Here is a 24,348-nt window from a genome sequence, read left to right as displayed (position 1 = left end):
GCCATCAGTGCCACGGTGTGGCGCCAGGGCGGTGGCGCGGACGGGAGCGCTCAGAGGCTCGCCGGCGCTCCGGTATAGTGCGCAGATTCGACTCTTGCGGCTGATAATCCCGATGCGCTTGCCTGCCCCTTGTCTTCGTCGTTTCCGCCCTGCCGTACTGGCCCTGGCCGTCCTTTCAATTGCCATGCTGGACGTCCATGCCGCCCAGCGCACCGTCTACAAGGGCACGTTGCAAGGCGCCGGCGAAGTGGTGCTGGAACTGGACGACACAGCTGGCGCCGACGGGGTCGTGAGCGGTCGCTACTTCTATCCCCGGAGCGGCGTCGACATTCCCTTGCGCGGCACGGGCGATCTTCTGTACGAGCCCAAGCCCCGTCCGGCGCGGCCGCCCGCCTCGGACCAGGCCACGATCGACGCGGCCGACCGCGCGGCAAGCTGGCAGGGCGCGCGCGATGCCAAGGGCTATCGCGGTCAGTGGACCGACACGCGCACCGGCAAGCAACGCCGCTTCGACCTGCAACGAGTGGCTGCTTACGACACCGATCAACTCGAACGCGACCGCGCCCAGGCGCGCGCCGCGCAGACCGATCTGGGCGACATCGACCTCAAGGCCGGCATCGACGCCACCCGCGCGCCCTATGAAACGCTGAAGCTGGCCGGTCACGCCAAGCCCGTGGGCAAGGATGTCGGCGCGGGCGCGGTGGCCTACCACATGTGGGTGGATCCGCGCACCCGGTTCGCCTACCCGCGGCTCAGCCGTCATCCCGATGCACAGGTCATGCGGCGCGTCAATGACCTGCTGGAACAGCGCCACTGGCGCAAGAGCCTGGGCGCGCTGGAATGCATGGCGTCCGCCTATACCAGCGCGAATCCCGGCGCGGGCACCCTGGGCGGCTTCGACGAGGAAGACATCAACGTCACGTGGCTGTCGCGCGCGCTGATGACCGTGACCGAAGCAGGCAGTCTGGATTGCGGCGGGGCACATCCGTTCAATCATTTCGAACCGTATACCTTCGACCTGCTGCGTGGCGAATACCTGGACTGGAACCGCGTGTTCGACGCCTACGCACCGGGCAAACAAACCTTCGGCCGTGAACCCAGCGCCGCGCTGTCGAGGTTGGTGGAGCAGGTGGTCAAGGCCGGTCCATCAGGGAGCCAGGCCGAGCAGCATCCCAGCCTCGACGATTGCGCCGACCTCTGGCCGCAATACCTGGCTCTGGGCGCCACCTCGCCGGGCGCGTTGAGCCTGTCGGTGTCCGGCGTGGGCCACGCCTCGGGCGCCTGCCTGGGCACGCACGGCCGCGTGCCGTTCCAGGCGTTGCGGCCGTACCTCAAGCCGGGTGGCCAGGCGTATCTGGCGATTGACTGAGCGGGCGCGGCGTCGCTGCGGTGGCGCGGCTTGCACGCACGGGGGCTCAAACGGATTAACGGCGTGTCATCGTTGACGGTCCGATGCCCGGCGCACAGGATGAGTCCTTGCCGTTCTGGATATGGCGAGCAGACCGCAGGATATGAGCATGCCCTGCTATAAGCGGCATGCGGTGAAAGGGGAACCCTTGGCCTGGATGGCCTGCATCAGCCATTTGCAAAGCGGCGCCGATGTGCCGGTGCGGCAATGGGGTGGGGCGCCGGCTTTTCTTCGCCGCGCGTTCGGGTCCGCGCCAATGACGCCTCAATCCTCCTGCAGCAGCGCCAACACGTTCTGCGCCAGCTGGTTGGCCTGCGTCAGCGCCACCTTGCTGGCCTGTTGCAGGATTTGCTGCCGCGTCAGGTTGGACGTTTCGACGGCGAAGTCCGCGTCTTCGATGCGGCCACGCGCCTGGATGAGGATATCGGCGGTGTGGGTCAGGTTGGTGATGACCGAGCCCAGGCGGTTCTGCACCGCGCCCAGCTCGCCACGCAGGCTGTCCACCTGTGCCAGCGCGTGGGCCACGCGCTTCATGGGGGCGACCTTGACGTTGACGGTCGGGGGCGCGTCCTTGGGCTTGAAGGACACCTCGCCGCTGGGCGCAATGCTGATGTCGTAGAAGTTGCCGTCGCTGCCGCTGATGACATATTCGCCATTCGCCTGGCCGCTGGCGTTCATCAGGTAGTGGACCTTGGTGTCGGCGTCGAACAGGGGGCGGCCGTCTTCGGCGGTGGGGACGGGCGCGAGGCTGCGCCGGAAATCCAACAGCCGGATGGGCGTGTCTTTCTGGACGACATCGGCCGTGGGCGCAAGGGCGGGAGGCGGCGCCGCCGGCGGCGCGGGCGGTGCCGCCGGCGCGGCCGGAACCGTGATGGCCGTGCCGGCAAAATGGGCCGTTGCGGTGGCCAGCGCCGCCTGTTCGGCCGGACTCAGTTTCGCGAGATCGATGGCGGGCAGCGCGGCGAGGTCGATATCGAGCACGCCGCCGGTGGGCAAGGGCAGCGGGTCCAGACGGTAGTTGGTGACGCTGAGGGGCGCGATGGCGCCATGCTCTTGCACGATATAGCGCGGCGCGCCATTGAAATCGTAGCGGAACACGTGCGCGTTGAGCCCGGTCAAGACGGTGGCGCCGATCCGGATGTGCAGCGTGGCGGTGGTGGTCGCCGGGGGCGCCGCCACGGGCGGCAAGGCGCCCGCGGGCGGCGGCGCGGCGACGGGCGGCGCGGGCTCGGCGTGGGCGCTGATGACTGTCTTGTCGGTGCTGGCGCCCAGGCGGGGATCGTGCACCACGTCGAGCCGGTCCAGGTTCAGGGTCTGGGTGTCGATGCGCCGGGTCTTGATGTCGATGGTGTCGCCGTCATGCGCACCCGTCTGGATCGTCAGGTCGGCGTCCTGGGACAGGGCCTCCAGCTGGTTGAACCGGGTCTGGTGGGAAATGCGTTCGATCTCGCCCAGTTGCTGGTCGATCTCGGCCTGGATGGCCTGCAGATCGCCGGGGGAATTGCTGCCATTCTGCGCCTGTACGGCGAGTTCGCGGATGCGTTGCGGGCTATGGCCCATTTCGCCCAGCGCGCCTTCGATGGTTTGCGCCAGCGAGATGCCGTCATTGGCGTTGCGCGCCGCCTGGTGCTGTCCGCGAATGTGGGCGGTGAAGTGGCTGGCGACGGCGTTGCCGGCGGCATCGTCGGCTGCGTGATTGATGCGCAGCCCGGAGGACAGGCGTTCCAGCGCCACGCCCTGCGCCGATTCCGATTTGGCCAGTTGGCTTCGTGCCCGCAATGACAGGGTCTGGGTTCTGATCGAGGGCATGCGCGACTCCAATGCAAGACGGAAATGCTAGTCATGGACTGGCCGGCCGTCTCGGTTAACGCCTGAATCCCGGATTGATCCGAGGGCGCCTCGCATGGCCCTGGGAAGCGGGCCGGCGTTGCGGCGCCGCGTCCCGCGCCGTTTCGGTCAGACGGGTCCGCGCCGCGCGTCAGGCCGCGCCGGACACCGCTTGCGCTTTGAACCAGCGCCGCAGGTCGTTCACGCGATCGGGGGCGTCGGCCCGGGCATAGAGGCTGAACCGGCCGCCCGTTTCCCGGAATCCCAGCGGCGCGGCCAGCCGGCCCGCGCGGATGTCCGCCTGTACGAGCTCGCGGGGCGCGATGCCGATGCCCAGGCCCGCCGCCGCGGCTTCGAGCATGTGGCCCAGCTGATCGAACCGGCGCCCCGGCTGGAGCGGGTCCAGCGTTACGCCGCAGGCCTGCGCCCAGTGGTCCCAGGCAGCGGGACGCGAGGCGGTATGCAGCAGCGGCGCCTCCAGCACATTGGCCGGTTCGCGGATGCGCCGCGCAAGGTCCGGCGTGCAGACCGGCCCGATGGCTTCCAGGAACAGCGGCAGCGCCTCGATGGCGGGCGACTGGTGGGTGTCGGCCACGATCAGCACATCGACGACGCGCCGCTCCAGCAGGGCAATATCGGTGGCGGTCTGCAGCCGCACCTGGATGCCAGGATGGTCGCGCTCGAAATGCTCCAGCCTGGGGATGATCCAGTTCGACAGCAGGCTGGCCGGCGCGCCCACCACCACATGGGGCAATGCCGGGCGGCCACGCAGTTCGGCCAGCCGCTGTTCGAGCATGTCGAACGCCGGCAGGCACGCGCGTTGCAGGTCCTGCCCGGCGGTGGTGAGCCGCACGCCTTCCGAATGACGCTCGAACAGTTTGCTGCCCAGCCAGCGCTCGAGCTGGCGGATCTGTTGGCTGACCGCGCTGTGCGACACGCCAAGCGCTTGCGCGGCGAGCGAAAGATTGAGGTGGCGGGAGGCGCTGTCGAAAAAGCGCAGGGCGTTCATCGAGGGCAGGTTTCGCATGCGATTGATATTAGAAAATCTAACATTAATGCGCAAGAAATCTATGATTTATTTCGCAGTTTTCCCTGGATAACATGGTTGCCACGTTCTCGAAGGGCTGAAACCATGTCTTTTACTTCACATCCAGAATTTCCCGATGCGTCGGGGCAGTTCGGCGGCTACGGCGGCCGTTACATGCCCGAGACCCTGGCCCCGGCGCTGGACGCGCTGGAACGCACTTATCGCGCCGCCCGGGAAGACCCCGGATTCTGGGCCGAGTACCGCGCCATGCTGGCCGACTACGTGGGGCGCCCCAGCCCGCTGCTGTATGCCGGGGCGATCAGCGATGAGTTGGGCGGCGCGCGCCTGTTTCTCAAGCGCGAAGACCTGAACCACACCGGCGCCCACAAGATCAACAATTGCCTGGGCCAGGCACTGCTGGCCCGGCGCATGGGCAAGCGCCGCATCATCGCCGAGACCGGCGCGGGCCAGCACGGGGTCGCCACGGCCACGGTGTGCGCGCTGTATGGCCTGGAATGCGTGGTCTACATGGGCGCCGTCGACGTGGCGCGCCAGGCTTCCAATGTGGCGCGCATCAAGACGCTGGGTGCCGAAGTGCGGCCGGTGCGCGATGGCAGCGCCACCTTGAAGGACGCGATGAATGCCGCCATCCGCGACTGGATCGCGCATCCGGACGATACCTACTACCTGCTGGGCACCGGCGCCGGTCCGCACCCCTATCCCTGGCTGGTGCGTGAATTGCAGAAGGTGATCGGCGAGGAGACCCGGGCGCAGATCGTCCAGAAGACAGGGCGGCTACCGGACGCGATGGTGGCCTGCGTGGGCGGCGGCTCGAACGCCATCGGCTTCTTCCATCCCTTTCTGAACGACGCCGGCGTGCGGTTGTTCGGCGTCGAGGCGGGCGGACGCGGCACCCATACCGCCGAGCACGCAGCCAGCATTGGCGAGGGATCTCCGGGCGTCCTGCATGGCTGCCGCAGCTATTTCCTGCAGGATGCGGATGGCCAGATCCAGAACGCGCATTCGATCTCGGCGGGCCTGGATTACCCGGGCGTCGGGCCCGAGCACGCCTTGCTGCACGACACGGGCAGGGTGGTTTACGAGTCGGTCACCGACGCCGAGGCGGTCGATGCATTTCTTTGGTTGACACGGCGCCAGGGCATCATTCCCGCGCTGGAAAGCGCGCATGCCCTGGCCTACGCCCGCAAACTCGCGCCACACATGGCGCGCGACCAGTCGCTGGTGGTCTGCCTGAGCGGACGCGGCGACAAGGACATGGACTCGGTGCTGCAATTCACAGGGGAAGCGCGATGAACCGTCTTGAACGAACCTTGACCAGCCTGCGCAGCGCCGGCCGGGCGGGCCTGGCCGCCTATTTCACGGCGGGCGATCCTTGCTATGACGACTGCCTGGCCTTGTTGAAAGGACTGCCCGCGGCGGGCGCGGACGTGATCGAGCTGGGCATGCCGTTCAGCGATCCGATCGCCGACGGGCCGGTGCTGCAGCGGGCCAACGCGCGCGCGCTGAAGGCGGGGCAGACGTTGCGGCGCACGCTCGAACTGGTCGCCGCCTTCCGCGAGGACGACGCGCACACGCCGGTCGTGCTGATGGGCTACATGAATCCATTGATGCGCTACGAAGCGGCCAGCTTCATGGCCGACGCCGCCTGGGCCGGCGTCGATGGCCTGATCCTGGTGGACCTGTCGCCCGAGCACGCCGCCGGCATCGAACGGCTGGCGCGGCGGCACGGCATCGCCGTCATCAGGATGACCGCGCCGACCACGCCGGACGAACGCCTGGAGCGCGTGCTGGCCGGCGCCAGCGGGTTCATTTACCACGTCATGCTGGCGGGGACGACGGGCGCCGCGCTGCCGGCCGATGCCACCATTGCGGACGCGTTGGCGCGCGTCAGGGCCCGCACGCCATTGCCCATCGCGGCCGGTTTCGGCGTGCGTACCGCGGAGCAGGCGCGGGCGGTGGGCCGCCATGCGGACCTGGTCGCCGTGGGCACGCGGCTGGTCGAAACCCTGGCGGCCGGCGGGGTGGGCGCAGCGCTGGCGGAAGTGCGGACCTTGGCTGGCGCGGCGCGGACAGCGCGTTGAAGCGTGGCGATGACGTCCCGCGCGGCGGCGGCGCGGCGCGCGCTTGCGGCCGGCCGGGGTGGATAAAGCCGTTCACTGACTGATCCGTCGCGTGCGCCGCGACCCTATGCTGGTCCGTATTGCAGGAGGCGGACATCAAAGGGCGCATATTCTGTCTGGCCGTGGTGGCGGGCGCGGGGGCGGTGCAGGGCTTGGCGGCCCTGCCGGGCGTGGGGTTCTACATTGCGGCGGGCGTGGCCGGCACGCTGTTGCCGCTGGCCGCGCGCCGCTGGCCAGGGCGGGTGTCAGGGGTGGCGGCGGCGCTGGGGCTGGGCCTGCTGCTCGGCGCGTTCGATGCCGCGTGGCAGGCGCAGCGGCGGCTGGATGACGCGCTGGCCGACGTGCACCAGAATGCCGTGGCGCGGCTGGCGCTGCGCGTCGTAGAACTGCCCGACGACGACGAGCGCGGCGTGCGCTTCACCGCCGAGCAGGTGGGGCCGGCGCAGCCGGGAATTCCCCGACGCATTCTGGTCTCGTGGCTGGCGCCGCAAGGCGCGCCGGTGGGCGGGCGGCCGGGCGGACCGCAAAGCCTGCCCGCGCGGGTAACGCCGGGCGCGCCGCGCGTGATTCCCGGGCAGATATGGCGCATGGCGCTGGTGCTGCGCCGGCCGCACGCGCCGCTCAACCCGGACGCCCCGGATGGCGAGGCGCGCCTGTTCGCGCGCGGCCTGCGGGCCACCGGCACGGTGCGCGGGCAACCCCGTCTGCTGGACGACCGGCCATGGGCGTCGGCCGGCATTGCCATCGAACGGGCTCGCCACCGGGTGCGCGAGGGCATGCGGCGCGCGCTGGATGGCCACCGTTACGCGCCGGTGCTGATCGCCCTGGCGATCGGCGACCAGGCGGGCGTGGCGCGCGAAGACTGGGTCGTTTTCAATCGCGCCGGCATCACCCATCTGGTGTCGATCAGCGGCATGCACGTGACCTCGATCGCCGGCCTGGCGGCCTGGCTGCTGGCGGCCTGGTGGCGGCGCGCGCGCTGGCGCGGCATGGGCTTGGCCGAGTTCGTGCCGGCCCGCGTCGCGGGCGGCGCCGCGGCGGCCGTGGTCGGGTTGGCGTATTGCCTGCTGGCAGGTTGGGGCGTGCCGTCGCGGCGCACCTTCTTCATGTTGCTGCTGGTGCTGGCGGCCCTGGGGTCGCGCTTGCGAGTCTCGGCGGGACGGGTGCTGGCGTTCGCGGCCGCGGCAGTGGTGCTGCTGGATCCCTGGGCGCCGCTGGCGGCGGGTTTCTGGCTGTCGTTCGGCGCCGTGGCGATCCTGTTGCGCGTGGCGCAGGCGCCGCGCGATGCGCAGGCCGGCTGGCGCCAGCGCTGGGCCGCGGCGTTGGCGCAGGCCGCGCGCCTGCAGCTGACCGTCACGCTGGGGCTGACGCCGCTGCTGGCGTTCCTGGTGCACCAGGTGTCGCTGGGGTCGCCATTGGCCAACGCCGTGGCGATTCCCGCGGTGACCTTCCTGGTCACGCCCTTGGCGCTGTTGTGCGCGCTGTTGTCAGCGACGCCGGGCATGGCGGCGGTGGCCGCGCTGGCTGGCCAGGCGGGGGCGGGCGTGTTCGGCGCGGCCATGGTGGTGGTGGCGCGCGTGGCCCACGCCGATTGGGCGAGTTTCACGGTGGCGGCGGCGCCGTGGCCGTGGTTGGCGTGGGCGGTCGCGGGCATGACTTGGGCCTTGCAAGCGCCGGGTTGGCCGCTGCGCCGGTTGGGGTGGCTGTGCATGTTGCCACTGCTGTGCTGGCGGCCGGAGCGGCCCGAGCCGGGCTACTGGCGCATGAGCGCGATGGATATCGGCCAGGGCAGCGCGATTCTGGTGGAAACCGCCAGCCAGTCGCTGTTGTTCGATGCGGGGCCGCGTCATTTCGGTGGGGGCGACGCGGGCGAACGCGTGATCGGGCCGCAGTTGCTGGCGCGCGGCATCGGACGGCTCGACGTGCTGGTGCTGTCGCACGCGGACTTGGATCATGTGGGCGGCACCCGCTCGGTGCTGGCGGCGCTGCCGGTGGCGCGCAGCTATGCGTCGTTCGATCTGGCGGCATGGCTGCGCCGCGATGCCCGGCTGTGGCCCTCCGCCGTGCGCGATGTGCCGCCTGCGCAGATGCTGCGCTGCGAACGTGGCGATGGCTGGCGCATCGATGGCGTGACCTTCACGTTCCTGCATCCAGCGGCGGGTGCCGCCGATCCGGGCGGCGATCGTAACGCCAGCAGTTGCGTGCTGCGGGTGGAAGGAGCCGGCCATTCGCTGTTGCTGACCGGCGACATCGGCGTGGCGCAGGAGCGCGAGCTGGCGGCGCTGGGACTGCCCCCGACCGACATCGTGCTGGCGCCGCACCACGGATCGGGCGGGTCCTCAGGCCGCGAGCTGGTGATGGCATCGCGGGCCGGTCACGCGATCGCGCAATGCGGCTACCTCAACCGCTTCGGCCATCCGGCGCCGGCGGTGCAGCGGCGCTGGCTGCGTGCCGGCGCCGCGTTCTGGCGCAGTGACCGCGACGGCGCGGTGATGGCCGAGTCGCGCGCGGACGGGCTGCAGGTGTGGGCCCAGCGCGAGCGCGAGCGGCGTTATTGGCACGGGCGCTGAATGGGCCGGGGGGAGGCGGGCTGGCGCCCGGGCAGGGCGCGGCGCATCGTCGGTGTCACCGCGCTCGACGCCCCGCAAGCGCCTCAGACAGCCGCTTCGCTCACGCCGCACCACTGCGCAATGAATAGCGCGATGGTCTTGGTGATCAGGCGCAGCGACTCCAGGTGCACGCGTTCGTCGAATCCATGGATATCGAGTGACTTCGGGCCGTACACCAGCGTCGGCATGTCGCCGTAGATCACGAACACGCGGGCATCCAGATAGCCAGGCGTGGTGAAGCTCTGCAGGTCGCTCTTGAAAGCCTGTTGGTGGCAGGCGCGCAGGGTGTTCTCGGCGGCGCTGCCTTCTTCCAGCACGTAGCCTTCGGCGTAGAAGCCGGTGTACGTGACTTGCGGCGGCGTGCCGCCCAGGCGCGGATCGGCGACCGCGTCGCGCAGGCAGGCGTCGATCTGCGCGCGGGCCTCGTCTGCGGTGGTGCCGGGATAGATCGCGGCGCGCACATCGAACTCGCACCAGGGCGGCACCGTCGACGGCCAGTCGCCGCCCTCGATCTTGCCGATGTTGAAGTTGATCGGATGATCCAGGTGCTCGAAATGGCGGTGGCAGTGATGTTCGGCGTTCCACTTGGCCTCGATGCGGCGCAGCGCTTCGATGGCCGCGTAGGCGGCATCGATGGCATTGAAGCCGTTGGCCATTTCGCGGGTGTGGGTAGGATGGCCCTGCACGCGGACCTTGAACCACAGCACGCCCACGTTGGCGCGCACCAGCATGTTCTCCTCGGGTTCCGGAATGATCACGGCATCGGCGCGGTAGCCGCGCAGCAGCGCCGCCAGGGCGCCGTTGCCGGTGCATTCCTCTTCGACCACCGACTGGAAATAGATCGGGGCGCCGGGCGCATAGCCGGCCGCGCGCACGGCATCGTAGGCATACAGGTTGGCGACCAGCCCGGCCTTCATGTCGGCCGCGCCGCGGCCGTACATCCAGCCGTCGATGATGGCCGGGTCCCAGGGCGAGCGGCTCCACATGTCGGCCGGTCCGGTCGGCACCACGTCGATGTGTCCGTTCAGGATGAGCGAGCGACCGGTCTGCCGCTCGGGACGATATGTGCCCACGACGTTGAAGGCGTTTTCGTACGACACGGTCACCGGACCGAAGCCGGGATGCGATTCGATGTCGCGGACGTCGATTTTCCAGCGGTCCATGGCAAAGCCGCGCCCGCGCATCGCCTCGAACAGAAAGTCCTGCGCGGTATGCTCCTGTTCGCGCAGCGATGGAAACCGCACCAGTTCCTGGGTGAAGGCCAGTTGCGCATCGAATTGCGCGTCGACCGCCTGCAGGATGCGGCAGGTCTGCTCCTCGGAAAGCGCCGGCGGGGTGGTGGAGGTGGCTTGCGTCATCGTGTTTCCTTGAGTGGTCGAATGCGGAATCAAGCGGCCGGCGCGTGCGCGGCGCGCGGCGTGTCCAGTGCCAGGCGGCGCTTGTGGCCCGCCAGTGCCCAGATGGAGACCAGCGTGATGGCCGACAGCGTCGAATAGAAGATCGCCAGCGGCAGCCGCTGGCCGGGATAGTGATAGGTGAGCCAGGTGCCGATCAGCGGCGTCATGCCGCCGGCGACCGCGCCGCACAGCTGGTACGACAGCGAAATGCCGGAATAGCGCACGTGCACCGGGAACGCCGCGCTGATGTAGCCGGCCATGGCCGAGTAGATCGCGGCCATGAAGACCAGCACGATGGCGATGCCGGCAACGATGCTGTAGGACGTGCCTTGCGTGACCAGCATGAACATGGGGTAGGGCGCCAGCACCGAGCAGACCGCCGCGGTGATGAGCACGCGGGTTGGGCCCAGGATGTCGGCCAGCCAGGCCGCCAGCGGTTGCACGAAGAACTGGATGATGGCGACCACGAACAGGCAGTCCAGGATCAGCTTGCGGTCCAGGCCCATCGTCTGGGTGGTGTACGACAGCATGAAGGTGTTGGTGAAGTAGATGCCGCCGATCGCCACGGTGCACACGCCCATACACAGCAACACGGTGCGCCAGGCCGTGCGCAGCACTTCTTTGGCCGGGATCTCCGCGCGTTCCTGGCGTTCCAGCACTTGGGCGAAGTCGGGCGATTCGTTGACGCCGATGCGGATGAAGTAGCCGACCAGCAGCAGGAGCGCGCTGATCAGGAACGGCACGCGCCAGCCCCAGCTGACGAAGTCGGCCTCGTCCAGCGCGGTCAGCAGGCGGAAGGCCAGCAGCGACAGGATCAGGCCGGCCGGGCTGCCCAGTTGCGCGAACGAGGCCGCGAAGGTGCGGCGGCGTTGCGAGGCGTGTTCGCCCGCCATCAGCACCGCGCCGCCCCATTCGCCGCCGACCGCCAGGCCTTGCGCCAGGCGTAGCAACAGCAACAGGGCGGGCGCCCACAAGCCGGCACTGGCGTAGCTGGGCAGCAGGCCGATGCCGACCGTGGCCAGGCCCATGATGACCAGGGTGGCCATCAGCGCCGTCTTGCGGCCGACCCGGTCGCCCAGGTGGCCGAAGACGACACCGCCAAGCGGACGCGCCAGGAAGCCGGCCGCGAAGGTGCCGAAAGAAGCCATGGTGCTGACGAACGGGTCGGCGGTGGGGAAGAACACCTTGCCGAACACCAGCGCGGCGGCGGTGGCGTAAATGTAGAAGTCATACCACTCGATGGTGGTGCCGACGAAGGCGGCTGTCGCGGCGCGCACGGGCTGGCGCGCCGCCGATGCAGGGGCGGAAGCGGTCATGGTTTTCCTCTTGGGGTGTTTTCGTTGTTCGAAGGCGTGTTTATCGCTCCCGCCTAGATATAACGTCAATTTATGATTTTTAATTTTTCACTTAAGTAGAATTGATGTTTTGGCAATTTCAGCGCAAGGCTCCGATGAAGAACACCCACCCCGACGTCCGCGGCGGCGACCGCCTGGACTGGAATCTGTTGCGCACCTTCCTGGTGATCGTGCAGGAGCGCAGCATCAGCGGCGCGGCCGCCAAGCTGCACCTGACGCAGTCGGCCGTCAGCCAGGCGCTCAAGCGGCTGGAGGAACAACTGGGCCGGCGCCTGGTGGAACGGCACAACCAGGCCTTCACCGTCACCAACGCTGGCGAGGAAGTGTGCCGCGCGGCCGAGGCCATCTACGGCAACGTGGCGCAGTTGCTGACCGATGTGTCGCAGACGGAGGTCGAGGCGACCGGCCGTATCCACCTGCTGGTGGCCAGCCGCATTCATTCGCAGGTCTATGACAACTTCTGGGCGCGGTTCCACCAGGCCTATCCGCGCATCGAGGTGCAGATGGACGTGCTGCCCAGCAGCGAGATCGTCACGCTGATGCAGCAGCGGGCGGCCACGGCGGGCATCGCGCTGTGCCGGCAGATGCCCAAGCGCCTGGAAAACAAGGTATTCCTGCAGCAGCGCTATGCGCTGTTCTGCGGCCGCAACCATGCGCTGTTCGGACGGCAGGACCTGCGCATCGAAGACCTGATGGGCGAGAACTTCGTGTCCTTTGCCAGCGATGCGCTGGGCGACAGCCTGTCGCCGTTGACGATCTTTCGTGACCAGCGCGGCTTTTCAGGGCGGGTGGTGGCGACGTCGACGCAGCATGACGAAGTCAAGCGCCTGCTCATCGCGGGCTTCGGCATCGGTTGCCTGCCCGAGCACAGCGTGCGGCGCGATCTGGCCGAGGGCCGGCTGTGGCGCCTGCCGCCCGGCGAAGGCGTTTGCTCGGTCGACCTGCACCTGCTGTGGCATCGCGATGCGCCACGTAGTCCCGCCGAAACCGCCTTCCTGACGCACTTTCGCGACTACATCGATGGGTTCACCATGGCCGAGCGGCTGGCGTCCGACAACGTGCCGCCACGTTGAAGCGCGCGGCCGACGGGCGGCGTGTCAGCGCGGCGCCAGCGCAATGCCGTCGCGTACCTGCCTGAACATCGCCAGGGCGGCCGGCATGGCGTCGCGCTGGGTGGCGCAGGCCATGCGGATGCGGCCCTGCGGCAACGGCAGCTCGGCGTAGTACTCCAGTGTGTCGGCGTGGCCGGGGCCGGCGCCGGGCGCGACCACGTAGTCGATGCCCTGGCGGCCGGCCAGCATGTAGTGGTCGTACAGCTCGATGCTCGCGCGGCGCTGGCGCTGCCGGCGCTCGGCGGCCTTGACCTGTGCCTGCCAGGTTGGCGCGGCGGGCGCCTTGGCGCCCCGTGCCAAGGGGGGCGCGGCCAGGAAGCCGACGCGGCACAGGTATTTGGCGTCTTGCGCCCGCGGTGGGAAGCCGTTGGGGCCGGAGATTTCGATCAAGGCGTCGAAGCGCCCGCGTTCCGACGCGGGGCCGGCCCGCAAGGGCGACGGCACGGTGACGGCCAGGCCGCTGGCGGCGTCGGCGTAGCGGCGCGGCACGATGTCGACGGGCGGGCCCCGATCCTCCGCGCGGCCCCCCGCTGGTTCGGCTTGCGCCTGCTGGAATCGCAGCGGCAGGCTCAGCGTGGTCTTTTCGCCGGTCATGTCGGCGGGAAAGGCGGGCAGCGGCCCGGCGCGCTTGACCATCCGGGTGGCGGCAAGGTCGACCGCGTCGTCGCCGGACGAGCGATCGACGCTGATATGGGCGATGCTGCCGTCGCGCAGCACGATGATCTTCAGCGACAGGCTGATCGGGCCATCCAGCCGCCGGGCTTCGGGCGGGAACATGAAGCTGCTGATCATGTGCCGCTGCACGGCCCGGCTCCACTCGGCCTGGTTGGCGGGCGCGGCCGCGAACACGGGCGACCCGGTGCAAGCCAAGGTGAGGGTTAGGCTACAGGCAAGCATGCGCCAACGCATACGCAGGTCTCCGGTCAGGGGCGGCGCCGGCGTGGCCGGCAGGATGTGAAAGCGAGCATACCCGCGTGGCGCGCTCGGCGGGGGCGAGGCCGGCGCGCATCCGCCCAGCCTAGCCAAACGCGGCCCGCACCGCATCGAATGCCGCCATCACCAACGGCTCCTCGCGCCGCGCCGCCAGCGTGATGAAGGCCAGCTCGGCCTGGATCGACAGGTCCGGCGCCAGCGCCAGGCCGTGGGCCTGCGATTCGCGCAGCGCGATCGAGTCGCGCGCCAGGGTCAGGCCGACGCCGGAGCGCACCAGGTCCAGCATCGAGGCCTCCTGGTCGACTTCGGCCACGGTGTTGGGCGTGACGCCCAGTTCGGCGAATTTCGCGGCGAGCAGGCGATGGTGGACCGAGTCGGGCGGCGTCCAGATCCAGGGCAGCGCGGCGATGTCGCGCCAGTCGCGCCCCGCCAGTTGTGGCCCCCAGCCCTTGGGCGCCACCACGTAATAGGAAAAGCCCGCCAGCGGCAGTGCGTGCAGCGCCGGCTGGCCGCGGGCCATGTCGCGCGGGCCGAGGAAGAAGCCGACGTCCAGCTCGCCTGCGCGCACCTGGCGGCCGACCGAGCCGGACATGCCATGGCGCAGGGTGGGGCGGATCTTGGGATAGTGCTGCACCAGGTATTGCAGCGTGGCGCCCAGCCGCAGGAATTCAGGGTCGAGGATGGTGCCCAGGCGCAGTTCGCCCTGCACCGTGGTGCGCAGCGCGCCGATGGCGCGCTCGAAATCCTCCAGCGCGTCCAGCACGCGCTGGGCCGAGGGCAGCAGGGCGCGGCCATCGGCATTGGGCGCCAGGCCCTGGGCGGTGCGGGTGAACAGGGGCAGATCCAGGGCTTCCTGGAAGCTCTTGAGTTGCAGGCTGAGCGCGGGCTGGGTCAGGTGCAGGTGTTCGGCCGCGCGCGTCAGGTTGCCGACGCGCGCCACGGCGGCGAAGGTGCGGATGTGCTTGAGGTCCATGGCTCCGGTCCTGTCAGGGCGATACCCATTATTAAAGAGTCTTATAAAGCGCTTTTCAACAATTCATTGGACAGGGACGGCCGGCTGCGCGACAGTGGCGCAGCCCCTTGAGACTCAAAAAGAAGAAGCGCGAATGGAGACATACGACTACATCATCGTGGGCGCGGGGTCGGCTGGCTGCGTGCTGGCCAACCGCCTGAGCCGCGATCCGGCCACGCGCGTGCTGCTGCTGGAGGCGGGCGGCCGCGACAACTACCACTGGATCCACATCCCGGTGGGCTACCTGTACTGCATTGGCAATCCGCGCACCGACTGGATGTACCGCACGGGTCCGGAGCCGGGGTTGGGCGGGCGCTCGCTGATCTATCCGCGCGGCCGGGTGCTGGGCGGCTGCTCGTCGATCAACGGCATGATCTACATGCGGGGCCAGCGCCAGGATTATGACGAATGGGCCGAGATCGCCGGCGATCCGTCGTGGCGCTGGGACCAGGTGCTGCCGGTGTTCAAGCGCAGCGAAGACCACTATCGCGGGGGCGACGAATTTCACGGCGCGGGCGGCGAATGGCGGGTCGAGGCGCAGCGGCTGCGCTGGGACATCCTGGATGCTTTCGCCGAGGCAGCGGGGCAGGAGGGCATTCCGCGGGTACAGGACTTCAACCGAGGTGACAATTTCGGCGTCGGCTATTTCGACGTGAACCAGCGCCGCGGCTGGCGCTGGAACACCGCCAAGGCGTTCCTGCGGCCGGTGCGCCAACGGGCCAATCTGCAGGTGATGACGGGCGCGCACGCACAGCGCCTGCTGTTCGAGGGCACCCGCTGTGTTGGCGTGCAGGTGTTGCGGGCGGGGCAGTCCGTCAGCGTCCGCGCGGCGCGTGAGGTCGTGCTGGCGGCGGGCGCCGTCAACACGCCGCAGTTACTGGAGCTGTCGGGGGTCGGCGAGCCGGCGCGCCTGCGCGAAAGCGGCATTGCGCTGCATCATGCCTTGCCGGGCGTGGGCGAGAACCTGCAGGATCACCTGCAACTGCGCGTCATCCTGAAGGTGCGCGGCGTCAAGACGCTGAACCGTGTTGCCTCGACCTGGTGGGGCAAGGCTGGCATCGGGCTGGAGTACCTGCTGAACCGCAGCGGGCCGATGAGCATGGCGCCGTCGCAATTGGGGGCGTTCGCCAAGTCCGATCCGGGCCAGGCGCGCGCCAACCTGGAGTTCCATGTGCAACCTTTGTCGCTGGGCGCGTTCGGCGAGCCGCTGCACGGTTTCGATGCCTTCACCGCCAGCGTCTGCAACCTGCGGCCGGTGTCGCGCGGCAGCGTGCACGCGCAGGGCGCGGACGGCGCGCTGCCGCCGGTGATCACGCCGAACTACCTGAAGGAAGCGCAGGACCTGAAGGTGGCGGCCGACGCCATCCGCCTGGTGCGGCGCATCAGCGCGGCGCCGGCCTTGCAGCGTTACCAGCCCGAGGAGTGGCTGCCGGGCCCGGCCTACCAGAGCGAGGCCGAGCTGCGCGAGGCGGCCGGCAAGATCGGCACCACCATCTTCCATCCGGTCGGCACCTGCGCCATGGGCCGGCGCGCCGATGACGGCGCGGTGGTGGATGCGCGGCTGCGCGTGCACGGCTTGCAAGGCCTGCGCGTGGCCGATGCGTCGATCATGCCGACGATCACGTCGGGCAACACCAATTCGCCGACCATCATGATCGCGGAGCGGGCGGCGCAGATGATCCTGGAGGACGCGGTGGGCGTCGGCGTCGAGCTGCGGGCCGCCGAATGGGTGACGTGACCGGGAGGGGACGCGTCCATGGTGATCCGGGTGGGGCGCGTTGGATGAGGAGGGACGCAGGCTCGGCATTTCAGGCGCGGCGCCCGCGCGACGATATCCAGCCGGCGCCGTCCGGCAGGCGGCCCCCCGGACGGCGCAGCTGCCGGAATCCGTCTCAGCGCAGCGAGCGGTACATCTCCTGGCGCTGCGGATGCGTCAGGATCACCTGCCACAGTTGCCCTTCGCGCGAGCGGAAGAAGCCCGCGCAACACATCAGGTAGTACTGCCACATGCGGTAAAAGCGCGTGCCGTAGCGTTCCTGCAACTGCGGCCAGGCGCGCTGGAAGTTGTCCCACCAGGCCATCAGGGTGCGGTCGTAGTCGGCGCCGAAGTTGTGCCAGTCCTCGATGATGAAGCGGCCTTCGACCGCGGCGCTGATCTCGCGGGCCGAGGGCAGCTTGCCGTTGGGGAAGACGTAGCGGTCGATCCAGGGGTCGGTGCTCTGGCTGGTCGAGGCGATGCCGATGGTGTGCAGCAGGAAGATGCCGCCAGGCGCCATCAGCCGTTGCACGTTGGTGAAGTAGGTGTCGTAGTTCTTGGGGCCGACGTGCTCGAACATGCCGACCGACACCACCTTGTCGAAGCTGCCTTGCAGGTCGCGGTAGTCCTGCAGCAGCAGCTCCACCGGCAGGCCGCGCACGCGTTCCTGCGCCAGCGCCAGCTGCTCCTTGGAGACGGTGACGCCGGTGACCTTGACGCCATAGCGCTCGGCCGCGAACTTGGCCAGCCCGCCCCAGCCGCAGCCGATGTCCAGCAGCGTCTCGCCGGGCTTGAGCTGCAGCTTGCGGCAGATCATGTCGAGCTTGGCTTGCTGCGCGGCTTCGAGCGTGTCGGCCTGTTCCCAGAAGGCGCAGGAATAGATCATGCGGCTGTCGAGCATGGCTTCGAACACGTCGTTGCCGGCATCGTAGTGCTGTTCGCCGACCTCGAACGCGCGGCTCTTGGACTGCAGGTTGAACAGCTTGTGGCGCAGGTGTTCGGCGATCAGCTTGACGCGCGCCAGGCCCAGCGCTGCCGAGCCCATGTCGGCGCGCAGCAGGCGGGTGAACAGTTCGTCGAGCTGTTCGCAATCCCATTCGCCGTCCATGTAGGATTCGCCCAGCCCCAGCGACCAGCTGGCGAAGACGCGCTCGTACATGTGCTTGTCATGGACCTGGATGTCCCAGGGGCGCGAACCGTTGATCCGGACGTCGGCGCGGCTCAACACGTCCTGCAGGACCTTGGGCGGTTCGGGAGGCGGGGCGGCCTCCGGACGCGAGGGACTCAGCTGAGTAGTCGGACTGCTTTGGTGCATAGTGGCTCCATATCAATTCTGGACTGACTGATCTGGCAATGCTCGAAGCGCATAACTCTCGCCCGGACCGGCGGATGGAATCCAATTTAATGATTGAATCGACTCGATAGGCAATCGTAATTTCAGCGGGGTGTCAGCGCCGTGACACCGCGGCCGCCGAACCGGGACCCGCCAATCTTAACCAACGTATGCGGCTGCGCAAGGCCCAGGCGCATCCTGCCACCAACCGGGCCACGGCGTGGCCAAAGACCCTGGCGGGAATGGTGTCGTTGATATCGGACAGCCGGACATGGGGCGGGCGGCGCATCCGATAAGATAGCGCCCATGCGCGGCGTCGCGATCGCGGCGCGCCCCGGTCTTTTGGAGCATAACGATGCTGGATGCGAGCCTGGAACCCCGTTTGGAATTCGTCACCTGTGCCAGCCCGGCGGGCCTGCACCGCATGGCTTATTGGGAATGGGGCGATCCGGCCAACGATCGGGTGCTGGTCTGTGTCCACGGCCTGACCCGCAGCGGGCGCGACTTCGACACCCTGGCGCGGCGCCTGGCCGGCCAGTACCGCGTGGTCTGTCCGGATGTGGTCGGCCGCGGCCGCTCCGACTGGTTGGCCAATCCGGCTTTTTATACCGTGCCCCAGTATGTGTCCGACATGGTGACGCTGATCGCGCGGCTGCGACCGGCCTCGCTGGCCTGGATCGGCACCTCGATGGGGGGACTGATCGGCCTGGGGCTGGCCGGCGCCGCCGCGTTCGCGCGCGCCATGCTGCCATTGCGCCCGCATGCCGGGATGCTGCCGCCGCAAGACGGCATCCGCCTGTCGCGATTGGTGCTCAATGACGTCGGCCCGAGGCTGGAGACCGTCGCCCTGGCGCGCATCGGGCAGTATGTGGGCGAGCCGGGCGTCTTCGCCTCGTTCCCCGAGGCGGTGGCCGCCATGCGCGCCAATTCCGAGACCTTCGGCCCGCATAGCGACGCGCAATGGCAAGCGCTGGCGCGCTTCGTCTATCCCGAGCAGGGCGGGCAATGGGTCAAGCACTACGACCTGGCGCTGGCCCAACCGATGACCCAGCAGACCGGCGACGAACTGGCGGCCGGCGAGCAGATCCTGTGGCGCTCCTATGACGCGGTCGATTGCCCGATCCTGATCGTGCGGGGCGAGCAGTCCGATCTGCTGACCCGCGCCACCGTCGAGGAAATGTGCCAGCGCAATCCGCGCGCACAGGTCTACGAGGTGCGTGGCGTCGGCCATGCGCCGACGTTGATGGCGGATGATCAGGTCACGGCGGTGGCCGACTTTCTGCTGGCCTGACGGCCGCCCGCGGCGTTCGCGGCGCCGCTCGCGTCCCCCTTCGATGCCGGCTCGCGGTGGCCGGCGCGCCACCGCCTCCGCCATATTGGGGACGCCGCCGGCCGGCGCCGCTACCCAGGGGCGCGGTGCTTCTCTACAATAGGTTGCATGACTACGCCCGCGCTCAATATCGATCTGCATTGCCATTCCACCGTGTCCGATGGCGCCCTGGCGCCGCGCGACGTGGCGCAGCGCGCGCACGCCAACGGCGTCGATGTCTGGGCGTTGACGGACCATGACGAGGTCAGCGGCCTGGCCGAGGCCGCGGCCATGGCGGGGGAACTCGGCATGCGCTTTGCCACGGGTGTCGAGATCTCGGTGACCTGGGCCGGCCTGACGGTGCACATCGTCGGCCTGCGGTTCGATCCGTCCAACACCGCGCTGGTCGAAGGCCTGCGCAAGACGCGCTCGGGCCGCGCCGAGCGCGCCCGCCGCATCGGCGAGCGCCTGGCCGAGATGGGCATGCCGGGCGCCTATGAAGGGGCGCTGCCGTTCGCCGGCAATCCCGAGCTGATCAGCCGCACGCACTTCGCGCGCTATCTGGTCGAGGCCGGCTACTGTCCCGACGTGCAGACTGTCTTCACCAAGCACCTGGGCGACGACCGCCCGGGCCACGTGCCCATGCAATGGGCCACGCTGGCCGAGGCGGTGGGCTGGATCCGCGGCGCCGGCGGCATCGCCGTCATCGCGCATCCGGGGCGCTACAAATACACGCCGCTGCAGTTCGCCGCGCTGTTCGACGAATTCCTGCAACTGGGCGGCGAGGGCATCGAGGTCACCACGGGCAGCCACACCGTCGAAGAGGCGCGCCAGTATGCCGAAGTGGCGCGCCGCTATGGTTTCCTGGCCTCGCGCGGCTCCGACTTCCACAGCCCCAAGGAAAGCCGCATGGACCTTGGCCGGCTGCCGCCGCTGCCGGCCGACCTGAAGCCGGTCTGGCACGACTGGTTCTAGCGCGGCGGCGCGAGGCCGCCCGGCTCCCGGCATGGCGTGTCCGTGCCATCCTTTGAACTGACTGATCGCGCGCCAAGGGCGCTGCCGCCATGAACAAAGCCTTTGTCAAAGAATCCGATAACGAGGACGACGACGATCTGCCGCTGGCCCAGGCCCTGCCGGCCGGCACCAAGAACTACATGACGCCGGAAGGCTACGAACGCCTGCGCGGCGAGCTGACGCACTTGATGAACGTGGAGCGGCCATCGGTGGTGCAGGTGGTGTCGTGGGCGGCGTCCAACGGCGACCGTTCCGAGAACGGCGATTATCTCTACGGCAAGAAGCGCCTGCGCGAGATCGATCGCCGCATGCGTTTCCTGACCAAACGGCTGGATATCGCCGAGGTGGTCGACCCCGCCGCCCAGCCCAACCGCGACCAGGTTTTCTTCGGCGCCACGGTGCTGTATTCCGACAAGGCCGGCCAGGAGCACACCGTCACCATCGTCGGGGTCGACGAGGCCGAGCCGCTGGCCGGCAAGATCAGCTGGATCTCGCCGGTGGCGCGGGCGCTGATCAAGGCGCGGGAAGGGGACACGGTGGTGCTGCGCACCCCGGGCGGGATCGAGGAACTGGACATCCTGGAAGTGCGGTATCCAGACTAGGGGCCGCCAGGCGGCGGCTTGCGGGCCTGCTGCCGGGCGATGGCCTGTCTTGCGTGCCAGCGCGCGATTCCCGGACCCCGACAGGCGGACCAAAAGGCGACGGGCGCCGGCTTGTGGCCGGCGCCCGTCTTTTGGTGGGCGGGATCTGACGTCCCTGCCTCGGTTGGCGGCTTGCGCCGCCGTTCCCCTGGGGCTTGCTGCTTGTTCGGTGCGTGGTCGCGGTGGGGTTACTTCTTGCGCGCAGCGATGGACTTCTCGGCCAGGTTGACCAGGTCCACGCCGATCTGCTTTTTCCACTTGTCGTAGACTGGCTGCGTGATCTTGGCGAAGGCGTCATGTTCGGCCGGGCTCAGCGTGGTCACGGTGACGCCATGGCCCTCGATTTCCTTGAGCAGCGACGGGTCTTCGGGCGTGACGCCCTTGCGCGCGATCACGATCTGCTGCTTGCCGGCGTCCAGCGCGGCCTGGCGCACGATCTCGCGGTCCTTTTCCGACCACGAATTCCAGACCTCGCGGTTGACCACGAAGATCAGCGGGTCGGCCACGTAGTTCCACAGCGTCAGGTATTTCTGGCCCACGGTGTAGAGCTTGGAGCCGGTATAGATCGACAGCGGGTTCTCCTGGCCGTCGACCGCGCCGCTGGCCAGCGCCGGCTGGGCATCGGCCCAGCTCATCTGGGTCGGGTTGGCGCCCAGCGCGGTGAACGTGTCGATGTACAGCGGCGAGCCGACCACCCGCAGCTTCATGCCCTTCATGTCCTCGGGCCGCTTGATCTCGTGCTTGGAGTTGCTGAGCTGGCGGTAGCCGTTCTCGCCCCAGGCCAGCGGCACCACGCCGGCCTTCTCGATCAGCTTGAACATTTCCTTGCCCACGTCGCCCTGCACCAGGGCGTCGATGGCGGCGTAGTCGGGCATCAGGAAGGGCAGCGAGAACAGGTTGAGCTGCTTGACCTGCGGCGACCAGTTGATGGTCGAGCCCACCGCCATGTCGATCACGCCCTGGCGGATGGCGGTGAATTCGCGGGTCTGGTCGCCCTGCACCAGCGACGTGCCCGGATAGACCTTGATGTTGATGCGGCCCTGGGTGCGCTCGCGCACCAGGTTGGACCAGATCTCGGCGCCCTGGCCCCATGGGAAGGTGGTGCCGACGACGATGGAGAGCTTGTATTCGGACTTGTAGTTCTGCGCCTGCGCGGCCAGGGGAATGGCGGCGACGGCGGCGGCGCACAGGGTGGCGCCGATCAGTTTGCGGAAATTCATGTTGCGTCTCCTCTCTTTGCGGGTCTGTCTGTTGTTGTCGTGAATGTCACGCCGGGCGGGGTCGTCCGGCTCCCTCAATAACCGAGCTTGTGCGGCAGCCACAGCGCCAGTTGCGGGAACGCCAGCACCGCCACCAGCACCAGGAACATCGCGCCCAGCAGCCACACGACCCAGCGCACGGTCGACTCCATCGGCACGCGCGCGATGCGGCACGACACCATCAGGTTGACCGCCAGCGGCGGGGTGAATTGGCCCAGCGCCACCTTGAGCGTCAGGATCACGCCGAACCACACCGGGTCCCAGCCGTAGGCTTTGGCGATGGGGGTCAGCAGCGGCACGAAGATCAGGAAGATCGAGATGCCGTCCAGGAACATGCCCACCGTCATCAGCAACAGCACCAGCAACGCCAGCACGCCCCATTCGCCCAGCCCGGAATTGACGATGGCGTGGGTGATCGGGTCGATCACGCTGAGGGTGGACAAGGCCCAGGCGAAGATGCCGGCCAGCGTCACTACCAGCATGATGACGGCCGACAGTTCGGCGGCTTCGCGCAGGATCACGTACAGGTCGCGCAGCTTGATGGTGCGGTGGATGCACATGCCCACGAACAGGCCGTAGAACACGGCCACCACGGCCGCTTCGGTGGGCGTGAACCAGCCCAGCCGCATGCCGCCCAGGATCAGCACCGGCGCGGCCAGGCCCCAGGCGGCCTCGCGCAGGCTTTGCCAGAAGGGCGGGCGCGGCAGGTGCGATTCCAGCATGCCCATCTTGTGCCGGCGCGCCAGCCACACCGCCGGCACGATCAGCGCCAGGCCGGCCAGGATGCCGGGCACCATGCCGGCGGCGAACAGGGCCGGCACCGAGGCCTCGGGCACCAGCACCGAATAGATGATGAAGGCCACCGAGGGCGGGATCAGGATGTCGGTGGCCGCGCCGGCGGCCACCACCGAGGCCGAGAAGGCGCCGGGGTAGCCGGCGCGCGACATTGCCGTGATCATTACCGCGCCGACCGCCGCCGCGCAGGCCGGTCCCGAGCCCGAGATGCCGCCCAGGAACATGGCCACCGCGATCGACACCAGCGGCAGCATGCCCGGGCCGCGGCCGACGATGGCGATGGCGAAGTCCACCAGCCGCTTGGCCACGCCGGAGCGGTCGAAAATGGAACCCACCAGCACGAACATGGGAATCGCCAGCAGCGGGTATTTGGCCAGGCCGGCGTAGAAGTTCTGCGGCACGGCCAGCAGCCCATACCAGGGCGTGTCCAGGTTGGACAGCACGATGGCCACGGTGCCGCCGATGCCCAGCGCCACGCCGACCGGCACGCCGATCAGCATCAGCGCGACGAACACGGCGAACAGGATACCGGCGATCATGCCCGGCCCCGGTCGGTCCGGGCCTGTGGCGCCCGCCACAGGCGCCGCAGCGTTCCCAGCGTGCGCAGCGAGATGGCGGCGGCCATGACCGGCAGCCAGATCGAATACCACCAGGTCGGCACGCCGATGGCGGGAGAGGTCTCTTCGTAGATGAATTCGTCGGAAACCAGCTTGACCGACAGCACCGTCAGCAGCACGAAGAACGCCAGCACGAAGACGTTGGCGATCAGCGCCAGGATGCGCTGGCGCCGCGGCGAGCCATTGTCGGCCAGGATCTCGATGCGGATGTGATGGTTGCGCACAAACGCCACGCTGCCGCCGGCCATGGTCAGCACGATCAGCAGGAACACCGAAATTTCCTCGGTCCAGGCGAACGACTGATCGGTGAAGTAGCGCACCAGCACGTTCAGGAAGGTGATGATGGCCAGCGTCGCCAACAGGATTACGGCCAGCCAGTCTTCGATGGCCAGCGGCACTTTCACGGCGGGGTCTGTTTCGGCGGGGATGATCGGTTCGACGGGCTCGGCGGGGGCTTCGGGGCGTGACATGTGAGGCAACGGCCAGCGCGGCGGGGGCGCTTTTCAGGTATGGGGTCGCTGCATCCTACCGTCGGGGCGAGGGCAGGGGTGTTCGTGTTTTCCCGCGCTGCGGTATGGCCGCAACATGGTGCATCGCAATAGCGGGCGTGCGCGAACAGCCGGCCGACGCGCGATAAACCGAGAGGCTGGCTGGGGTTGGACGTCATATTGCTTCGCAGCAGGCGGGGCCTTGCGTCGCGGAATTCTTTTGTAACAACAGCCGAAGCCGGACGAAATCGTGCCGCAGCGGGGCCACGGCACGCCACGCTCCGGGAAAACCCCTTAAACAGGTAAAATCCCGCT

At 68.7% G+C, this 24,348-nt stretch carries 19 protein-coding genes; 9 read left to right on the top strand and 10 right to left on the bottom strand.

Annotation, left to right across the window (positions count from 1 at the left end):
- The first annotated feature begins 184 nt into the window (after nt 1–184).
- Nucleotides 185–1,369, top strand: a complete 1,185-nt coding sequence (locus HV701_RS02250) for a hypothetical protein (RefSeq protein ID WP_254595092.1) — start codon at nt 185–187, stop codon at nt 1,367–1,369.
- Between the two features lie 303 nt (nt 1,370–1,672).
- On the opposite strand, the gene HV701_RS02245 is transcribed toward HV701_RS02250, so the two are convergent.
- Together HV701_RS02245 and HV701_RS02240 are read right to left on the bottom strand one after the other, a co-directional pair.
- Entirely contained in the window at nt 1,673–3,217 is a 1,545-nt protein-coding gene (locus tag HV701_RS02245; RefSeq protein WP_175131508.1) for a flagellin N-terminal helical domain-containing protein, read from the bottom strand.
- Between the two features lie 169 nt (nt 3,218–3,386).
- Nucleotides 3,387–4,262, bottom strand: coding sequence for a LysR substrate-binding domain-containing protein (locus tag HV701_RS02240; RefSeq protein WP_236756359.1), 876 nt, complete (start codon nt 4,260–4,262; stop codon nt 3,387–3,389).
- A 105-nt stretch (nt 4,263–4,367) separates the two neighbouring features.
- Between HV701_RS02240 and trpB the strand changes: the two genes are divergently transcribed.
- From trpB to HV701_RS02225, 3 genes are all read left to right on the top strand, one after another.
- A complete protein-coding gene (gene trpB / locus HV701_RS02235; protein ID WP_175131507.1) occupies nt 4,368–5,576 on the top strand; it encodes a tryptophan synthase subunit beta in 1,209 nt (402 codons plus the stop codon).
- Nucleotides 5,573–6,364: a tryptophan synthase subunit alpha gene (gene trpA / locus HV701_RS02230; protein WP_175131506.1), complete on the top strand. Its 792-nt coding sequence runs from the start codon at nt 5,573–5,575 to the stop codon at nt 6,362–6,364. The genes trpB and trpA overlap by 4 nt, the downstream gene beginning before the upstream one ends.
- A gap of 191 nt (nt 6,365–6,555) precedes the next feature.
- Nucleotides 6,556–8,973 carry a DNA internalization-related competence protein ComEC/Rec2 gene (locus tag HV701_RS02225; protein WP_175131505.1) on the top strand — a complete coding sequence of 806 codons (2,418 nt, stop codon included), beginning with the start codon at nt 6,556–6,558 and terminating at the stop codon, nt 8,971–8,973.
- 83 nt (nt 8,974–9,056) lie between these two features.
- On the opposite strand, the gene HV701_RS02220 is transcribed toward HV701_RS02225, so the two are convergent.
- Nucleotides 9,057–10,370, bottom strand: a complete 1,314-nt coding sequence (locus HV701_RS02220) for an ArgE/DapE family deacylase (RefSeq protein ID WP_175131504.1) — start codon at nt 10,368–10,370, stop codon at nt 9,057–9,059.
- 29 nt (nt 10,371–10,399) lie between these two features.
- Nucleotides 10,400–11,725, bottom strand: coding sequence for an MFS transporter (locus HV701_RS02215; RefSeq protein WP_175131503.1), 1,326 nt, complete (start codon nt 11,723–11,725; stop codon nt 10,400–10,402).
- A gap of 134 nt (nt 11,726–11,859) precedes the next feature.
- Between HV701_RS02215 and HV701_RS02210 the strand changes: the two genes are divergently transcribed.
- The gene (locus HV701_RS02210) at nt 11,860–12,837 is read left to right on the top strand and encodes a LysR family transcriptional regulator (protein WP_175131502.1); all 978 of its coding nucleotides are present in this window, start codon (nt 11,860–11,862) and stop codon (nt 12,835–12,837) included.
- A 24-nt stretch (nt 12,838–12,861) separates the two neighbouring features.
- Here HV701_RS02210 and HV701_RS02205 read toward each other — a convergent pair whose 3' ends face one another.
- Both HV701_RS02205 and HV701_RS02200 read right to left on the bottom strand, forming a co-directional pair.
- On the bottom strand, nt 12,862–13,773 hold the full coding sequence (locus tag HV701_RS02205; RefSeq protein WP_175131501.1) for an energy transducer TonB: 912 nt from the start codon (nt 13,771–13,773) through the stop codon (nt 12,862–12,864).
- Nucleotides 13,774–13,894: 121 nt separating this feature from the next.
- Nucleotides 13,895–14,782 (bottom strand): LysR family transcriptional regulator, encoded by an 888-nt coding sequence (locus HV701_RS02200; protein ID WP_175131500.1) that lies wholly within the window; start codon nt 14,780–14,782, stop codon nt 13,895–13,897.
- A 133-nt stretch (nt 14,783–14,915) separates the two neighbouring features.
- Between HV701_RS02200 and HV701_RS02195 the strand changes: the two genes are divergently transcribed.
- Nucleotides 14,916–16,559 carry a GMC family oxidoreductase gene (locus tag HV701_RS02195; RefSeq protein ID WP_175131499.1) on the top strand — a complete coding sequence of 548 codons (1,644 nt, stop codon included), beginning with the start codon at nt 14,916–14,918 and terminating at the stop codon, nt 16,557–16,559.
- Between the two features lie 154 nt (nt 16,560–16,713).
- On the opposite strand, the gene cfa is transcribed toward HV701_RS02195, so the two are convergent.
- Entirely contained in the window at nt 16,714–17,892 is a 1,179-nt protein-coding gene (gene cfa / locus HV701_RS02190; protein ID WP_175131498.1) for a cyclopropane fatty acyl phospholipid synthase, read from the bottom strand.
- 373 nt (nt 17,893–18,265) lie between these two features.
- Between cfa and HV701_RS02185 the strand changes: the two genes are divergently transcribed.
- From HV701_RS02185 to greB, 3 genes are all read left to right on the top strand, one after another.
- Complete coding sequence (locus HV701_RS02185) at nt 18,266–19,201, top strand: alpha/beta fold hydrolase (protein WP_175131497.1); 936 nt, start codon at nt 18,266–18,268, stop codon at nt 19,199–19,201.
- A 147-nt stretch (nt 19,202–19,348) separates the two neighbouring features.
- Complete coding sequence (locus HV701_RS02180; RefSeq protein WP_175131496.1) at nt 19,349–20,194, top strand: 3',5'-nucleoside bisphosphate phosphatase; 846 nt, start codon at nt 19,349–19,351, stop codon at nt 20,192–20,194.
- Nucleotides 20,195–20,283: 89 nt separating this feature from the next.
- Nucleotides 20,284–20,835, top strand: coding sequence for a transcription elongation factor GreB (greB, locus tag HV701_RS02175; RefSeq protein WP_175131495.1), 552 nt, complete (start codon nt 20,284–20,286; stop codon nt 20,833–20,835).
- Between the two features lie 227 nt (nt 20,836–21,062).
- Here the strand turns inward: greB and HV701_RS02170 are convergent, their stop codons facing one another.
- The 3 genes from HV701_RS02170 to HV701_RS02160 form a co-directional block, all read right to left on the bottom strand.
- Complete coding sequence (locus HV701_RS02170) at nt 21,063–22,094, bottom strand: DctP family TRAP transporter solute-binding subunit (RefSeq protein WP_175131494.1); 1,032 nt, start codon at nt 22,092–22,094, stop codon at nt 21,063–21,065.
- Nucleotides 22,095–22,168: 74 nt separating this feature from the next.
- Entirely contained in the window at nt 22,169–23,467 is a 1,299-nt protein-coding gene (locus tag HV701_RS02165) for a TRAP transporter large permease (protein WP_175131493.1), read from the bottom strand.
- Nucleotides 23,464–24,015 carry a TRAP transporter small permease gene (locus tag HV701_RS02160; RefSeq protein WP_175131492.1) on the bottom strand — a complete coding sequence of 184 codons (552 nt, stop codon included), beginning with the start codon at nt 24,013–24,015 and terminating at the stop codon, nt 23,464–23,466. The genes HV701_RS02165 and HV701_RS02160 overlap by 4 nt, the downstream gene beginning before the upstream one ends.
- Nucleotides 24,016–24,348 lie beyond the last annotated feature (333 nt).

It is taken from the genome of Achromobacter pulmonis (assembly GCF_902859765.1).
Classification (GTDB): domain Bacteria; phylum Pseudomonadota; class Gammaproteobacteria; order Burkholderiales; family Burkholderiaceae_B; genus Achromobacter; species Achromobacter pulmonis.
Note: the sequence above shows the minus strand (reverse complement) of the source record. Positions and strands in the feature narration are given on the sequence as shown.

Coding starts and splice junctions, on each gene's coding strand:
- HV701_RS02250 (WP_254595092.1), top strand. CDS start 185: ATGCTGGACGTCCATGCCGCCCAGCGCACCGTCTACAAGGGCACGTTG.
- HV701_RS02245 (WP_175131508.1), bottom strand. CDS start 3,217: ATGCCCTCGATCAGAACCCAGACCCTGTCATTGCGGGCACGAAGCCAA.
- HV701_RS02240 (WP_236756359.1), bottom strand. CDS start 4,262: ATGCGAAACCTGCCCTCGATGAACGCCCTGCGCTTTTTCGACAGCGCC.
- trpB (WP_175131507.1), top strand. CDS start 4,368: ATGTCTTTTACTTCACATCCAGAATTTCCCGATGCGTCGGGGCAGTTC.
- trpA (WP_175131506.1), top strand. CDS start 5,573: ATGAACCGTCTTGAACGAACCTTGACCAGCCTGCGCAGCGCCGGCCGG.
- HV701_RS02220 (WP_175131504.1), bottom strand. CDS start 10,370: ATGACGCAAGCCACCTCCACCACCCCGCCGGCGCTTTCCGAGGAGCAG.
- HV701_RS02215 (WP_175131503.1), bottom strand. CDS start 11,725: ATGACCGCTTCCGCCCCTGCATCGGCGGCGCGCCAGCCCGTGCGCGCC.
- HV701_RS02210 (WP_175131502.1), top strand. CDS start 11,860: ATGAAGAACACCCACCCCGACGTCCGCGGCGGCGACCGCCTGGACTGG.
- HV701_RS02205 (WP_175131501.1), bottom strand. CDS start 13,773: ATGCTTGCCTGTAGCCTAACCCTCACCTTGGCTTGCACCGGGTCGCCC.
- HV701_RS02200 (WP_175131500.1), bottom strand. CDS start 14,782: ATGGACCTCAAGCACATCCGCACCTTCGCCGCCGTGGCGCGCGTCGGC.
- HV701_RS02195 (WP_175131499.1), top strand. CDS start 14,916: ATGGAGACATACGACTACATCATCGTGGGCGCGGGGTCGGCTGGCTGC.
- cfa (WP_175131498.1), bottom strand. CDS start 17,892: ATGCACCAAAGCAGTCCGACTACTCAGCTGAGTCCCTCGCGTCCGGAG.
- HV701_RS02185 (WP_175131497.1), top strand. CDS start 18,266: ATGCTGGATGCGAGCCTGGAACCCCGTTTGGAATTCGTCACCTGTGCC.
- HV701_RS02180 (WP_175131496.1), top strand. CDS start 19,349: ATGACTACGCCCGCGCTCAATATCGATCTGCATTGCCATTCCACCGTG.
- greB (WP_175131495.1), top strand. CDS start 20,284: ATGAACAAAGCCTTTGTCAAAGAATCCGATAACGAGGACGACGACGAT.
- HV701_RS02170 (WP_175131494.1), bottom strand. CDS start 22,094: ATGAATTTCCGCAAACTGATCGGCGCCACCCTGTGCGCCGCCGCCGTC.
- HV701_RS02165 (WP_175131493.1), bottom strand. CDS start 23,467: ATGATCGCCGGTATCCTGTTCGCCGTGTTCGTCGCGCTGATGCTGATC.
- HV701_RS02160 (WP_175131492.1), bottom strand. CDS start 24,015: ATGTCACGCCCCGAAGCCCCCGCCGAGCCCGTCGAACCGATCATCCCC.